The sequence below is a fragment of the Pedobacter suwonensis genome (assembly GCF_900111825.1).
GTDB classification, from domain to species: domain Bacteria; phylum Bacteroidota; class Bacteroidia; order Sphingobacteriales; family Sphingobacteriaceae; genus Pedobacter; species Pedobacter suwonensis.
Genome location: NZ_FOJM01000018.1, coordinates 1 through 16,676 on the forward strand (window position 1 = coordinate 1; position 16,676 = coordinate 16,676).

Genomic DNA, 16,676 nt, shown 5'->3' on the forward strand with positions numbered 1-16,676 from the left:
AGCCTCGATGCTGCCGCAATTAAGATTTCCGTAGGTTTTTACAAGAAAAGATGCAAGCCTTGGGTTTTTGTTTCTTTTGGGCCAAGCCAAAAGAAAGAGCCCCTCGGCGGCGGTGAGCCGAGGCAAGCCCGAGCAAAGGGCAAAACCTCCCCAACCCCTCCTGCAGGAGGGGAGTTCCCCTTTAATTTTAAAGAATGATCCGTCATCCTCGCGCAGGCGGGGATCTTAATGCAACGTCTAACAGATTTTAAAGCAAATTTAGATTGATGTTAAAACGAAAAGCCGTAGATCGGAAGAACTGCGTTTTTTTTTGCTGTCATCCTAAGCGCAGCGAAGGATCTTTTAAATCAGTTCTATTGACCACCCCCGCCCCTCCTAAATCAGGAGGGGAGTTCCCCTCATAGTTTCAAAGTAATCAATCCATAAATGTTTTCCGCACCATGCTATCTCCACCCTGCTAACCGGCCTCGCAGATTTTCGCCGGAAAAAGCACGGAAAGCTTTGCACTTTCCCCCCATACCCCACAGCCCAAGGCAGGACCAAAGCGAGAGCGGTGGAATAAAGCAAAGGCTAAGAGCCTCGATGCTGCCGCAATTAAGATTTCCGTAGCTTTTTACAAGAATTGCACAGCAACCTTTTATACCGATAAAAACAACATAATCACATAAAAAACAGATGCAAGCCTTTCAGTTATGCCTTTGTGTTTGTTGTTTTTAATGGCAGGCATGCTTTCGCTGCACTCAGGTTGGTTATCTTTTTATCAAGAAAAAGGTAAGAGGCCCCCTCGGCGGTGGTGAGCCGAGGCAAGTCCGACCCAAGGGAAAGAAAATAGCAACCGCTTTAAGATTCCCGCCTGCGCGGGAATGACGGATTTATTGGTTGAACAATAACCATATTAGAAACTACGGTAGGCACCATGCGATCTGCACCCTGCTAACCGGCCTCGCAGATTTTCGCCGGAAAAAGCACGGAAAGCTTTGCACCTCCTTTCATATCCCCACAGCTCAAGGCAGGATCAAAGCGAGCGCGGTGGAACAAAGCAAGGGCTAAGAGCCTCGATGCTGCCGCTATCAAGATTTCCGTAGCTTTTTACAAGAACTGCGTAGCAATCTTTTATACCGATAAAAACAACATGATCACATAAAAAACGGATGCTAGCCTTGTTTTTTTGTTTCTTTTGGGCCAAGCCAAAAGAAAGAGCCCCTCGGCGGCGATGAGCCGAGGCAAGCCTGAGCCTTTGGATAAAGGATAGCAAAGTGCTTTAAGATTAGCTTCGCTGAGCACTGCGTGGTTCCCGCCTGCGCGGGAATAGCGAACAATGTTTATGAAAAGGCCAAGGATCTCTCCCCTAAACATTACTATATCATTCAAAAAGCGCAATAACGTTTACACAACCATAAAATTACCCCACATTACATTTATTTTTCCACATTTTTTCGAATTAACATTAAATTAATCTGATAATAAGGCAATTGCATATACATTTGTTGTAAACAATAATTTATTCTATGAAAAAACCTTTACTGTTTATTTTATTTCTTCTGGTTTTTGTTAACTATTTATCTGCCCAGGTTTCATTAACGGCAATAAACACAGCTAAATCAGAAAATTTTGACGGTATGACATCAACCGGGACTTCAACCGTTGCCGGATGGAGCGCCGTTAAAGCCGGCGGTACAAATACCGCAACTGTTGGTTCGGCCTTGCCATTAGTGGTTTACAGCACTTCATCAAACAGCGGTGCAGCATATAATGTGGGTACTGCCGGGGCATCCGATCGCTCTTTGGGAAGTTTGGCTTCTGGTGCTTTAGTACCCAGATTTGGTGCCGGCTTCCAGAATAATACAGGCTCAACTGTAACTTCAATCGATTTATCGGGTGTGATGGAACAGTGGAGAACCGGTTCAAACGCCACCGTAAACGAAAAACTGAATTTCGAATATAGTTTTAATGCCACGGGCATTGCCGATGCATCGGCCACCTGGTTGCCACTTACCGGAATGGACCTTAACGAAAAGTTAACCACCACTACCGCGGCAGCTGGCGTTGACGGAAATCTTCCTGCAAACCAAACCGCTATTTCAGGAAGCATCACTGCCATTACATGGGTAAATGGTGCCACACTTTATATCCGCTGGACAGACACTGATGATTTAGGAAGCGACGGTATTTACGCTGTCGACGATTTTAGCATCACCCCCAATGGCAGCACTACCGCTACACCGGTTTTATCGGCATCTAATACCGCATTGGTTTTTGGCGATCAGAACATCAATACTAATTCTACTGCACAAAGTTATACTTTAGGTGGCGCCAATCTTACTGCAAACGTTTCAGTAAATGCTACGGCACCCTTCTCTGTCTCAAAAGACAATGTTACGTTCAGCAATGCCATCAGTTATACTACCGCCGAGGTTGCGGCCTCACCGTTGGTTTATGTGCGTTTTAGTCCAACGGTAGCAGGTAATGCCAGTGGCAATATTACCAATACCAGCACCGGCGCAAGCCCTGTTAACGTTGCCGTAAGCGGAAATGGGCTATCAGCCATTTTAACGGTAAACCAAACCGCTTTCGATTTTGGTTCTCAAAATACAGGTACCTATTCTACCGCACAAACTTTTAATTTGAGTGCATCGGGATTAACTGATGTGGTTAATGTAACCACCACGGCACCTTTTTATCTTTCAAAAGATAATGTAACCTATAGCACTTCTTTAGTGTATACCGTGGCTGAACTAGCCACAAGTAAAACAGTTTCCGTACGCTTCAGCCCTACAACTACAGGCCCTGAATCAGGCAATATCATTATCTCAAGTAATGGTGCAAGTACACAGAACATTAGCACAACAGGTGTGGGTACCACACCGCCTGCAGCAGCCACACATATTGTAATCTCAGAAGTTTATGGAGGTGGCGGCAACACCGGTGCAACTTATAAAAACGACTTTATCGAATTATATAATCCGGGCAATACCGCGGTTGATTTAACGGGTTGGAGTGTGCAGTATTTAAACGCTACCGGTACAGGCACCTGGGCTAAAACAGATTTAACCGGCAGTATCCCTGCAAAAAGTTTCTATTTAGTTCAGGAAGCTGTTGGCGCCGGCGGAACGGTTAATTTACCTACGCCAGATGCCATCGGAACCTTAACCTTATCGGGTACAACCGGAAAAGTTATTTTAAGCAATTCGAACGTGCTTTTAACAGGTGCCAATCCATCAACCGCAGCAGTGGTAGATAAAGTGGGTTTTGGCCCAACGGCTACAGGTTTCGAAACCGCACCTACACCGGCAACTTCCAATACCACTTCTATTGAACGTAAGGCAAGCGCCACATCTACAGCGGCTACTTTAGCGATTGGAGGTGCTGAAGAATTTAACGGTAACGGCTACGATACCGATAACAACAGTACCGATTTTGTAGTTACTTCCCCTAATCCTCAAAACTCATCAGTAAAAGAGCCAACGGGTGCTAACCATGTAGTTATTTCTGAAGTTTATGGTGGCGGTGGCAACTCGGGTGCAGTTTATAAAAACGACTTTATCGAGTTATACAATCCAACACTTAGTGCTGTAGATTTAACAGGCTGGAGCGTGCAGTATGCCAGCGCAACCGGAACATCCTGGCAGGTTACTACCTTATCGGGCAGCATTGCACCAAAAGGTTTTTACCTCATCCAACAAGCTGCAGGTTCAGGCGGTACCGCCAATCTGCCAACACCTGATAAAATCGGCACCATTACAATGAGTGGTACCGCAGGTAAAGTACTATTAAGCAATAGCACTACGGCGCAAACCGGTAGTTTGCCAACCGGCACAGCTGTTATCGATCTGGTAGGTTTTGGCGCTACAGCCAACGGCTTTGAAGGTACCGCCCCTGCACCGGCACCAAACAATACCTCTTCTATAGAAAGAAAAGCCAGTGCTACATCTGATGCCACCACCATGGGTACCGGTGGTACAGAAGAATTTGCCGGTAACGGCTATGATAGTGATCAAAATGCTGCTGATTTTATTGTCAGAACACCGAATCCACAAAACAGCTCGGTAACAGAACCGGTGTCGACATCAGGTCCATATTTGGTAGTTACGCCAAAAACACTGGCCTTCAGTAACCAGGCCATCAATACCACTTCTGCAGCCAAAACTTATGTTTTATCGGCAGGTAATTTAACCAACAATACCACGCTGACGGTAACCGGTCCTTTTTCCATTTCGAAAGATAATGCCACGTTCGCCAATACCCTTAGCTATACCGTTGCAGATTTAGCCACCAACCAAACGGTTTATGTTAAATTCAGTCCAACGGCAGTGGGTAACGCAAACGGAGCCATTGTACATGCCAGCGCAGGTGCCACCTCAGTTTCACTGGCTTTAAGTGGTCCGGCTATTGATCCTAACCAAACGGCTTTCAATTTCGAAAACTGTACTACGGTGGGCAGTGCAGCCTTATCAGATGGTTTTTACCAGTACAGCGTAACCGGTCCGCAAACCTGGGGCTGTACCACAACTTTTGGTCACGATGCTTCCGACCCAACTGGTGCGGGCAGTGCAGGCAATGCCGTGCAGATTAATGGTTACTCGGGCGGGAACATCCTTAACGAAGACTGGTTAATCTCTCCGGCCTTAAATATTTCATCATTCAATTACGCTATCTTATCTTTCTGGACCAGATCTGCCTTTGCAGGAGATAAACTGCAGTTAAAAATCTCGACCAACTATATGGGTTCAGGTAATCCTGCATTGGCCACATGGACCAGTTTGGATGGTAAATTCCCTGAAACGGGCAGCGATAAATGGACCAAATCAGATAACATCGATTTATCAGCCTATAAAGCTACACCAGTTTATGTAGCTATTGTGTATAATTCTACCACTTCATCAGCCAGCCGCTGGACAGTTGATGATTTTGCGGTAACCAATTCGAACACGCCACCTGCGGTCGACATTACTACGTCGCCATCGAGCATCAGTTTTGGCTTTCAGGCGGCCAATACCACTTCAGCAGCAAATAGCTTTGGTTTTTCTGCAGGGAACTTAACGGGCGATGTTACCTTAACTGCTCCGGCCAACTTCACACTGTCTAAAACCAGTACCGGAACGTATAGCAGCAGCATTACCTATCCGAAAGCCGATATCAACAATACTTCGCCAACCGTGTATGCGAAATTTTCGCCAACCGCGGCGAACACCAGTTATACCGGCAATGTAAATATTGCCACTTCCGGTTCGGCAAATAAAACCGTTGCCTTAAGCGGAAATACCTTCGATGTTTCTAATACCCTTGAAGTGGTCAACTGGAACATCGAATGGTTTGGCAGTCCGGCACAAGATCCATCAAACGATGCCTTACAGGCGGCCAATGTAAAAACGGTTGTAAATAACCTCAATGCAGATATTTATGGTTTTGCAGAGGTGGTAGATACCACTTTATTCAGGAACACGGTTTTACCGGCAGGATACAATGTCGTTTTCAGCGAGTTCGGATCATACGCCGATAATAAAGCTGATGCCGATTATCCATTGGCACAAAAACTGGCCTTTATGTACCGTACCGATTTGATTAAACCCATTTCTACCCTCGGTATTTTAAGAGACACCTACAACCCGGCTGTACCGGCAACCAGTGCCGATGGTACACCTTACAAAAACTGGTCGTCAGGCCGTTTCCCTTATATGATGCAGGCACAGGTAAAGATCAACAATAAACTGGATACGGTTTATTTCGTCGAGATTCATGCCAAAGCCAACACAGGCACAACTGCCGATCAGATTGACTCCTACAACCGCAGAAAAGCTGGCAACAAACAGTTAAAAGATTGGCTTGATGCTAACCTAGCCGGTAAAAAAGTGATTATCCTCGGCGATTTTAACGATGTACTCGATGCCGATAAAACCATTGCCCCAATGCCTGCAGGTACCGGCACTTCGTATGTCGATTTTACACAGGATGCAGCAAACTATTTCCCGGTTACCCTGCCTTTAAGCTTAGCCGGAAAACAATCTACAGCCGGCTTTAATACCGTAATCGATAACGTAATCATTAGCAAAAGCCTTTACCTTAACTATATTACGGCCTCGGCCGAGGTTTTAGATGGCGTTAAAAACCTGGTCACCAATTACAGTTCTACCACAACCGATCATTACCCGATCCGCACGCGGTATTTGTTCGGCAATGGCGCCCCAACAATTGATGCAGTGCCTAACCAGGCTGTTTGTTTCACACCAGCCAACCAGACGATTGCCTTAACCGGAATTTCTGCCGGTCCGGAAACTACGCAGAACACTACCCTTTCGGTTACTTCAGATAATGCCAACCTGTTTGATGTATTAAGCATAGCCTCAAACGGTGCCGATAAAGGAACCATTACCTACCACTTAAAAAACAATGTAAGCGGTGTGGCCAACATTGCGGTTACCGTAATGGATAATGGCGGAACAGATTTTGGAGGAGTAGATAAAACCACCAGCACTTTTAAATTAACCGTAACCTCAACCGCTACCGCCAGCATTACCGGCACAGCTACCGTTTGTTTAAATGGTGTGCCTCAAACCATCACTTTTACCGGCGCAAACGGATCGGCACCGTATACCTTTACCTACAACATTAACGGCGGGGCAAGCCAAACGGTAAGCACTAGCGCAACAAGCGCATCGGTAACCGTATCGGCACCTACCAATATAGCCGGGGCATTTACCTATAATTTGATCAATTTAAAAGATGCCAACTGTGGCCAGCCTCAAACAGGAACGGCTACCATAACCGTAAATGCTTTACCGGTAGTTTCCATCAGCAGTAATAAAGGTTTATCCATTTCTAAAGGCGATGCAATCGTGTTAACCGCTACAGGTGGTACGCAATTCAGCTGGACAGGCGCTGATATCGTGAGCGGACAGAATACGTCTGCCCTAACCATCCGCCCGAAACAGAGCGGTACTTACCGCGTTAGCGTAACCAATGCGAGCGGTTGTGTAAGCGAGCAAAACATTGCCATTACGGTAATAGAAGATTATAAACTAGAAGCCAGTACCGTAATTACCCCTAATGGCGATGGTTACAACGATAAATTTATCGTTAAAAACATCGATTACTATCCAAACAACACCTTAAAGATTTTCGATAAGGCCGGAAGGATATTATACACCAAACATACCTATGCCAACGATTGGGACGGAACCATAAACGGTAGCCCCTTAAACGAAGGAACCTATTATTACATCATCGATTTAGGGAACGGCATTGGTACATTTAAAGGTTACATCAACATCATTAGAGACTAATTACAGACATGAGAGCAATTACCAAAAACATAAAGCAAATGCGTCGCGTAACGTTTCTATTTGCTGCAGGCACATTATTTTTAGGATCTGTACAAGCACAGATCCTTCCACTCAATGCACAGTATTTTCAGAACCGTTACCTCGTAAACCCATCAATGGCGGGCATTAACGAAGGTTTTAACATCAACGGCAGTTTCCGAAAACAGTGGTCAAACATTCCGGGCGCACCCATTACCCAAAGCGTAACCCTCGATCAGCAGGTAAATAAAGTGGGTTGGGGCGTAAACATCTACAACGAGAAATCGGGCGGCATCCAGCGCACCAAGGCTGTGGGTACCTTTGCCTATCACCTGCCGCTAAACAGCGACGATCAGAAATTAAATTTCGGGATCTCTTTTGGTGCCAGTCAGGATAAACTCGATTTGAACAGTATAAGAAACAGCGATATTAACGACCCATCCATCGCCCGTTTTAACGACCGCGGTTATTACTTGGATGGCGATTTCGGTATCTCTTATACCTCAAAAGGATTAACCGTTGAAGGCGCCGTACCTAACATGCGTTCGGTTTTCAGGAAAGACGATTTAAACTTTGCCGATAAACCCACGTTTTATTCGGCGGTGAGTTATAAGTTCATGCTGGCCTCGGGTATGAATGGCATCAGCCTCGAGCCTAAAGGTGTTTTCAGGGGCATCAAGAATTACGAAAATTTATGGGATGCCGGTTTAAATGCAAACTTCGCTAACGATAAGTTATACGTAATGGCCATGTACCACAATACGCAGAATGCTACTGTTGGTTTCGGGATGAATTACAAATCGACCCTGTATTTTATGGCCTACTACAATACGGCTACTTCTGCTATCAGCGGTTATACTGATGGCGATTTCGAAGTCAACATCAGGCTGAACATTGGTAAGAAGCCGTAATTTTAAAAGAAAAAGTCGTCATCCGATTACTATCAGATCTCGCGAAGGCGGGGATCTTAACAGCACAAACTTAAGCCGCAGATCGAAAGAACTGCGGCTTTTGTTTTTAGAAGAATGACCGTCATTTCGACTGTAGCGCAGCGGAATGGAGAAATCTTTGAACCTCGTTATAGCGAGCGCCCTAAACCCCTATCCGCCTATCGGTACCTTTCACCTGAAAGGGAATGGACTAAAGAGAATTCTCTTCATAACCACCCCCGCCCCTCCTAAATCAGGAGGGGAGTTCCCCTCATAGTTTCATAAGAATCAATACATGAATATTTTATGCACTTGCTATCTGTTCCCTGCTATCCGGCCTCGCAGATTTTCGCCGGAAAAAGCACGGAAATCTTTGCACTCCCTTTCATAACCCCACAGCCCAAGGCAGGATCAAAGCGAACGCAGTGGGAACAAGCCAGGCTAAGAGCCTCGATGCTGCCGCTATCAAGATTTCCGTAGCTTTTTACAAGAATTGCACAGCAATCTTTTATACCGATAAAAACAACATGATCACATAAAAAACAGATGCAAGCCTTTCAGTTATGCCTTTGTGTTTGTTGTTTTTAACTGCAGGCATGCTTTCGCTGCGCTCAGGTTTGTTTCTTTTCTATCAAGAGAAAAGAAAGAGCCCCTCGGCGGCGGTGAGCCGAGGCAAGCCCGAGCCAGGGGCAAAAATGTACACTATTAACCTAACTTAAAAGATTTCTCCGCTACGGTCGAAATGACGGATTTTTCGCGATAACCTGCAATTAAAAGATCCTTCGTACCTCAGGATGACAGCTAGAGAAGAATTCCCTCTACTCCTCGCTATCTGCGCCCTGCTAACCGGCCTCGCAGATTTTCGCCGGAAAAGCACGGAAAGCTTTGCACCTCCTTTCATACTCCCACAGCCCAAGGCAGGATCAAAGCGAGCGCGGTGGAACAAAGCAAAGGCTAAGAGCCTCGATGCTGCCGCTATAAAGATTTACGTAGGTTTTCACAAGAATTGCGTAGCAATCTTTTATACCGATAAAAACAATACGATCACATAAAAAACGGATGCAAGCCTTTCAGTTATGCCTTTGTGTTTGTTGTTTTTGATGGCAGGCATGCTTTCGCTACGCTCAGGTTTGTTTCTTTTGGGCCAAGCCAAAAGAAAGAGCCCCTCGGCGGCGGTGAGCCGAGGCAAGCCCCGAGCCAGGGAAAAGAAAATAGCGATTGCATTAAGATTCCCGCCTGCGCGGGAATGATGGATTTATTGATGGAACAACGACTATTTACCACCCCCGCCCCTCCTAAATCAGGAGGGGAGTTCCCCTCATAGTTTCATAAGAATCAATACATGAATATTTTTATGCACCTCGCTATCTCCTCCCTGCTACCGGCCTCGCAGATTTTCGCCGGAAAAAGCACGGAAATCTTTGCAGTTCCCCTCTCATAACCCAACAGCCCAAGGCAGGATCAAAGCGAGCGCGCTGGAATAAAGCAAGGGCTAAGAGCCTCGATGCTGCCGCTATCAAGATTTCCGTAGGTTTTTACAAGAAAAGATGCAAGCCTTGATTTTTGGTTACCTTTTTATCAAGAAAAAGGTAAGAGCCCATCGGCGGCGGTGAGCCGAGGCAAGCCCGAGCTGAGGTATAAATCGCAGATTACCCATAGTAGTAAGATTGCTTCGTCGGCTGAAAAAGCCTTCTCGCAATGACGGATTTATTGATGAAACAACGTCATATTGGAAACTATCCTATACACCACGCTATCTCCACCCTGCTACCCGGCCTCGCAGATTTTCGCCGGAAAAAGCACGGAAAGCTTTGCACTTACCCCTAATACCCCACAGCCCAAGGCAGAATTAAAGCGAGCGCGGTGGCACAAAGCCAGGGCTAAAAGCCTCGATGCTGCCGCTATCAAGATTTCCGTAGGTTTTTACAAGAAAAGATGCAAGCCTTGGGTTTTTGTTTCTTTTGGGCCAAGCCAAAAGAAAGAGCCCTCGGCGGCGGTGAGCCGAGGCAAGCCCGAGCCAGGGAAAAGAAAATAGCGATTGCATTAAGATTAGCTTCGCTGAGCACTTCGTGGTTCCCGCCTGCGCGGGAATGACGACCGTATTAGTAATTAAACACCCCCCTTACCCCCTCTTCACTTCATACCACTTCTCCACCCTCTCCACAAACCCCTCAAAAAACTCCCTATAATACCCTTTAATCACCTGCACCTTAAAATTTACCTTACTAAAAAACCAAACCAGTTTATAATCCATTTCCGCCTCAAGCAAATACCACAAATACGGGTTAGCACTATCGCAAACCAAAAACAGGCCAGACTGATCCGTATTCAGATGCAACAACTTCCCTTTCACCTTAATCTTCAATTCCAGTTCATAATAATCGCCCTCATCTTTAAGCACGAAACTCAAAACAGGCACCTCCATCGAAAATTCAACCAGCTTCATATCCCGCATTACAGGTTTGCCCGTAACATTGCGCATGCCATAGGTGTAGAAGTAATGTGTAAAACGCTGTTGCATCAATAGCGGCAAAGCCTTGTTCCATAACTTTAAAAGCGCCAGCTGGTTTGCGTCGTTAAGTTTATCGGTTTCGGCTACCTTTTCGGGCAGGTGGGCATTGGCGTTAAAGCGGATGGCAGCGATCTCTTTCATGGCGAAGCAAATGCTGTTCAGTTCCTCCTGTTGTGGCGAGAGGCTAATGCCATCCACATCGTGCGGATTCAACACGAAACGTTTAAAAGATTTAACCGTTTTAAGGTAAGCCGTGGCCGCAAAAACATAAGGAATTAAAAAAGGATAATGGTTGCTGTGGAACTTTTGCAGATCAGTATTGGCAAAACAATAACCAATGCTAACTGGTGCCAGCCGTGCTATCACATTTTTACCCGATAACCTCTCACGCGGTACTACCGTTCGTTCCGTAACATCCGGCAAATCATCACCAGGCCTAAACAAACCGCTAAACTTTTTCTTTAAGGTAATGGTGATACCGCCCGGTTTTTTCACCACATTTACATATCCCGACCGCTTGTTGCCCAAAGCAAAACATTCGGGCCAGTAATATTCCTGAAAATTACAGTAACCACTCCGCATCATGGTACACAAAGTAAGGTAAGCATAACGCCCCAGGTAAGTTTCATCCGTATCAACACTACAGCTCACCAACAGGTTATCATATGCTACCGCGATGTAAACCCTTGCCTCTTCCCCTTCCAATTTAACAGTGACGGTTAACAAACCCTGATTAAAAGAAAGCGATGTGATGGCCAACGGCTCAGGCTTTTTACCTACGCTAAATGCGCTAGCGATCTGCTCCAGCACCGCTAACCTTAACACCCTGCTCCCCTTTTCTAAAGGCAGTTGATAAAACCGCGAAAGCGGTTTCCCTGCAATGGTAATGGATTTAGCTTTCATACTCGTATGGTTTTACGAGTCTTGTTGGTATGAAGAAACACTATAGCTGGGCTCTAAATACCATCTACCGGGCTTCTCACGGCCTTGCCAACGGAATTACAATAGAGCCCATGATGCTATAGTGCGCACTAAATTACGCAAAATATCACCATAGGCATTAATCTATTGTCTCGTTGGCTGTTTATTGTGAGAATTTGGTAGCCGAGACTCTTTGTTAATACCTAATTTATACACGAATATAACAATAAGAGTTTAGATATTCTAAAGTATTCTTTAAATAATCAAATGAAAAGTGCAAAAATTACTAAGTAAAACTTTCACTTGGTATGTTTATCAAAAAACGATCAGCGTGAAAAAGAAGTCGGAGCTTACAGAACTTGGCAAATACTTAATTTTGAAATCTGCTAACAAAGCAGAAATCTATAGGAAGACGGGTATTACTGAATCTCGCTTAAGCCTGCTAAGTAATGACGCAAGCACTAAGCTTTCCGGAGAAGAACTATACTTGATAGCGCTTGCACTGGATGTTGAGCCTGGCGATATGGCCAAGACGATTTATAAAGGAGTTAAGCTAAACACTATTGCCGAGCAAGAAGCATTAGCAGCTAAAAGTAGGAAACAAAAAAGATAGTTATTTCCAAAGAAAAACGATTCCGGCTTTGGATAAATAAGCGAAAGTGCTAATATTAACAGTAGCGATAATCCAACATTAATTGCCAGCTTGTTAAACTACCAATCCACATTTAATACAATTGAAAAGATAGTTGAACTATATGAGCGTTTATTAACAAGCGAAAGAGAGAAAGTGGAACTATTAAAGAATAAATAGAAAAATAGCTATAAAAGTAAAAGCCCGACCAGAAATGATTGGATTTTTTTGTTTTATCGATCTTCGTAATACTATTCTGTTAGCAATGCGCTATATATTTCTGATAGGATTTAAAGGTTTCAATCTTTTTGGGCCTATCGGACTTTTCATATAGAACTACAATTTATACAAGTTAATAAAATGAAAATTGACGTATATTCGTTTACCTCTCTACCAGCCTATTTCGTAGCCTAAATTTGATAGTCTAAAACTCATTGCTAGTGGACTTACCTGAAACTTGTCTGCAAGATAATCTACTGTATCTTTTCCATAAGGTACTTCAGTCACTGCTTCTTCTACCAATATTTTTGGCATCAAAAGCGCGGCGGCAAAGGCATTAGCTTCACGCTCTTTTAATTTTTCTCCAGTCGTTGAAGCGGAATCTCTGTAAAGAACTCGCTGTGTTTTATCGATAAAAAGAGAGATTTCCTTGTGCAACATATAGTGTCCTAATTCATGTGCTATTGTAAAACGCTGCCTGAATTTATTTTCTCCTTTATTATACATAATATATGACACATTGTCTTTTGTGACAAAAAGACCTGACACATCACTGTCAAGATCGACTTTCTGAACAATGACCCCTAACTTTTCCGCAAGTTTCTTCGGATCTATAGGAGCCGAATGAATAGCCAGTTTTCGTAAAAGCTCGTTGGCTCTATCCTCAATATATTTCATAAGTTAGGTTTTGGAATTATGCCTGCAATTAATTTCTCGATCTTCTCTTTAGAACCATCTGTAACATCTTTTGTTTTGAGGATTTCCAAAGGATCTGATTTCGAGATTGTTTCTGACTTAACTTCTAAATAAGTTGGGAGGAGTGACTGAACGTCGGTTTCCAGTACCTGACTAATGTCGTAAAGAGTACTGAGTGTAGGCTGCTGGCGACCAATTTCAATATTAGATATGGATGCCCTAGCCAGATCGATTTTAGAGGCCAATTCATCTTGGCTTAAGCCGAGTTCAGCTCGTTTTATTTTAATTCGACTACCAACTAATTGATTTAACGCCGTTTTAAAGTCCATAAGTAAATATATGATTTTTCTGCAAGAATACAAATAGTTTTTTTAAATATCAATGTTTGTTAAACAAACATTTATATTTAATGTTTGTTAAAATGGCACAATATTTGACTGATGATTCTTGAAATGAAAAACAGAAAACTATGAACTACACAATTAAAAATTGCATTGATGAAAGTCATCAGGGCGAGATAGATTATCACAACATTAAAAAAAAGAAAAATTAAAAATTATGAACAAAACAATTATTAGTGAGTTTGGACTCGATAAGATCGGGCACAGCCAATCAACAGTTGAATTCCTTAATGTAAAACTGGAATTCGACAACCTTGCCTTTCTAGATTATAACAAGGTACTAAAGTTCGCAAGCCCGCTCACTTTGGAAATGAAAAAATCTCTAGATGCTTTTCTTAATCAACTTTTTCAAAGTGTAGTTTTTAATAAGCCAAATGATACCCGCAAGCTTTTAAAAGGGCTTCATGAGTCAAATCAAACAAGGTTGGGATTTTCATCAAAACGCCCACACGGTAATTCAGTAGGTAGTGTGCTAAAACAGCTCATTCAGGATAATACTGAATTTGTGATTAACTCACTAAAAACTGGGCAGTTTTCTTACAATACTCTTTACTTTGGTATCGATCAGGTTGGACCCGATCGTATATCCGATATAATTGTAAGTATCATTAAAAGTCAGCTGATTACTTTTACCCAGGAACAATGCACTAAACATGGCATTCCTACAAAAGCCATAAAACTCAGAAACGTTTTCAACTATTCGACAAAATCATGGGAAAACGGAACATTTGATCTTCCGGTCTTTGATGGTCTGCCTATTATTTTTATACCGAAAAAATTGATATCAAGTGATTCAGGTTTAGTAAGCTCATATAATAGGTTTTTGAGATATGGTTTTACACATTTTGTAAAAAACAATACTGAGTATGCTTTCTTGATGGACGAAAAAAATAAAGAAAAAGGAGTAAAGAAAAAAGATTATGAAGCCTATCTAAAAACAGCTCACATCAGTAATAAAGACCAGGTAAAAAAATGGATAATCAGTAACAAGACTGCGATTCTTGATTTCGAATCAGAGCTCGATCCTCACATAACCTTACTCTCTGACAAAGAATTAGAAGAAGTTGTAAACCGATTAAACTAAACAAATGCCAAGAACTAATTAGTGTGGGGGTCCCAAAATAGAATAATGTTTATTTGATACATCAAATGATCATTCGTTATGACAACGTTCTTACCTCCATACTTTATTAGTATACAGTATTCTCTCAGGTCTATACGGGTATTTTTGAGTAATTAGGAAAAAATAAGAATCAAAAATACGCTATAGCTAGTTCAACTCATTAATAACTAATCAATTTTCAACTCGTGTCTTACTTTTAATTGTTTTAAACATCCCGAACATTTACCACAAGCTAAATTTGAAATATGGCAGGAGTGAGCAATAGTTAGCATATCAATAGGAACATTATATTTTGATACCAACTCATGGCTATAATAATTCAATGTAGGGCAATGAACTTTTAAGCTCCCTTCCTGATAAGAAACTGTATCATTTATTAATTTGTAAAATTCTTCTGTTCCATCTTTGTGGAATTTATCAGATTTTACCGAAGCCAAATGCAGATCACTAACGCCATCTTTTATTCCCATCATTGCTGCAAACGTGATTAGCAGCTGATTTCTGTATGGCCACCATTCTTCAGACGGCGCAAATCTTAAATTATCAGCACCAGCTAAAGTTCCTGCCCCTAAACTTCTACAATTAATTTGTATAATCTTATGTTCAATATTTAATAATTCGCATATATATTTCGACACATATATTTCTCTTTCTGCAACAGTTTGGCCATAATCAATTGTATAAGCAATGTCTGGCATTAAACCATAAGTCAAACATATTGAGTCAACTCCCCCAGATAATAGGGTTGCTTTTTTTACAAATTCCATATTGTATGATAAATTGCTGTTGTTAAATTGTTATAAATCGTAACGTCACCTGCATTTAACATTGTTAGCTGAGGTTTATAACAAGTTCTATGATAACCAATCATTTTTTTCCCATTTCCAATTGAATAACCAATTTCTACTAAGGTTCCAGAGTCTAAGTTATCTAGAACACAGAATACAATATCAGACTTATCAATCCCTTCGATATCTTTTTTCGCAATAGTTGCATCATCTCCTAAACCAATATCGTGAAACGGAGAGAAAACTTTGACGCCAAATCCAAGAAAAGCATTTCTTATCTTATCAATTAAAATTAGCTCAGCTATGGAAAAAATAGGCGCTGCTAGGTATATGCATCTGTCAGTCAATTTATTATTAACGAATTTTTTACAGCTAAATGTCTGGGTAGAAGAAGTATTTATATAAATCTTTTTATCACAATAAAGGGCAGTTGACATAGATGCATAAAGAGCACATTCCTCAAGATCGAGGCCCATTTCCATCCAATAATACCCAAAACTAGCTGTAAATATGTCCCCCGAACCAATTTTATTTACATTATCCGTTATAAATGAAGGAATTTGGGCTTCATTCTCCTCTTGATAGAGTGTTGCTCCGTAAGGTCCATTTTTAATAATTACTGCTTTAACTTTTTCTTCATTAAAAAAGTATCTTTTAATTTCATTTATATCTTCAGAGGAAGAAATTGATCTTGCTTCATCTAAATTTACTATGTATATCAATTCTTCAGCGACTCCAATATCTTTGAATTTTATTGGCTTAATGGAAGTTTGAGGATCGTAAACAACTTTACTGCCTTTTACACTAAAATCAGTTTCTAACATACCATAACAAATAATATTCTCATCTGTTACAGATATAGTGTTTGACTTTTTAATGTTAAGAATATTTGGAAATATAGTAGGATTGTCTAGTGCGAAACTATATTTAAAGGTTATGAAATCTTCATAATCAAGACAATTAAAATCAAAATTTTCATAAACTTTTTTATTCTCTGTCAAAAATTTCGAAACTTCTAAATTACCCGCAGTGTTAAACTTAACTTCACATTTATTTTCCAAAAGAAATTTCACACATCGGAATCCAGAGCCAAAAATTTCCATAGAGATATCATCATAATCAATCTCCCTATATATTCCGCCAACAACCGATATCATA

The 16,676-nt window shown here is 42.0% G+C and carries 10 protein-coding genes; 5 read left to right on the top strand and 5 right to left on the bottom strand.

The window, feature by feature from the left end; all coding sequences use genetic code 11:
* The 3 genes from BM107_RS24965 to BM107_RS20435 form a co-directional block, all read left to right on the top strand.
* The coding region (locus tag BM107_RS24965) for a hypothetical protein (protein WP_208864435.1) at positions 1-198 on the top strand (198 nt) is incomplete at its 5' end.
* Positions 199-1,508: 1,310 nt separating this feature from the next.
* Complete coding sequence (locus BM107_RS20430; RefSeq protein ID WP_090986802.1) at positions 1,509-7,280, top strand: lamin tail domain-containing protein; 5,772 nt, start codon at positions 1,509-1,511, stop codon at positions 7,278-7,280.
* An 8-nt stretch (positions 7,281-7,288) separates the two neighbouring features.
* On the top strand, positions 7,289-8,209 hold the full coding sequence (locus tag BM107_RS20435) for a PorP/SprF family type IX secretion system membrane protein (RefSeq protein ID WP_090986804.1): 921 nt from the start codon (positions 7,289-7,291) through the stop codon (positions 8,207-8,209).
* A gap of 2,140 nt (positions 8,210-10,349) precedes the next feature.
* On the opposite strand, the gene BM107_RS20455 is transcribed toward BM107_RS20435, so the two are convergent.
* Complete coding sequence (locus BM107_RS20455; RefSeq protein WP_090986812.1) at positions 10,350-11,642, bottom strand: hypothetical protein; 1,293 nt, start codon at positions 11,640-11,642, stop codon at positions 10,350-10,352.
* Positions 11,643-11,934: 292 nt separating this feature from the next.
* Here BM107_RS20455 and BM107_RS20460 point away from each other — a divergent pair, with 292 nt between their 5' ends.
* Positions 11,935-12,273, top strand: coding sequence for a helix-turn-helix domain-containing protein (locus BM107_RS20460; RefSeq protein WP_244278873.1), 339 nt, complete (start codon positions 11,935-11,937; stop codon positions 12,271-12,273).
* A gap of 408 nt (positions 12,274-12,681) precedes the next feature.
* Here BM107_RS20460 and BM107_RS20470 read toward each other — a convergent pair whose 3' ends face one another.
* Together BM107_RS20470 and BM107_RS20475 are read right to left on the bottom strand one after the other, a co-directional pair.
* Entirely contained in the window at positions 12,682-13,188 is a 507-nt protein-coding gene (locus tag BM107_RS20470; RefSeq protein WP_090986814.1) for an ImmA/IrrE family metallo-endopeptidase, read from the bottom strand.
* Positions 13,185-13,535, bottom strand: a complete 351-nt coding sequence (locus BM107_RS20475; protein ID WP_090986816.1) for a helix-turn-helix transcriptional regulator — start codon at positions 13,533-13,535, stop codon at positions 13,185-13,187. The genes BM107_RS20470 and BM107_RS20475 overlap by 4 nt, the downstream gene beginning before the upstream one ends.
* 229 nt (positions 13,536-13,764) lie before the next feature.
* On the opposite strand from BM107_RS20475, the gene BM107_RS20480 reads away from it, so the two are divergent.
* On the top strand, positions 13,765-14,691 hold the full coding sequence (locus BM107_RS20480) for a hypothetical protein (protein WP_090986818.1): 927 nt from the start codon (positions 13,765-13,767) through the stop codon (positions 14,689-14,691).
* Between the two features lie 206 nt (positions 14,692-14,897).
* On the opposite strand, the gene BM107_RS20485 is transcribed toward BM107_RS20480, so the two are convergent.
* Positions 14,898-15,497 carry a 7-cyano-7-deazaguanine synthase gene (locus tag BM107_RS20485; protein WP_090986820.1) on the bottom strand — a complete coding sequence of 200 codons (600 nt, stop codon included), beginning with the start codon at positions 15,495-15,497 and terminating at the stop codon, positions 14,898-14,900.
* Positions 15,485-16,675 (bottom strand): PfkB family carbohydrate kinase, encoded by a 1,191-nt coding sequence (locus BM107_RS20490; protein WP_090986822.1) that lies wholly within the window; start codon positions 16,673-16,675, stop codon positions 15,485-15,487. Before BM107_RS20490 ends, BM107_RS20485 begins: the two co-directional genes overlap by 13 nt.
* Position 16,676 lies beyond the last annotated feature (1 nt).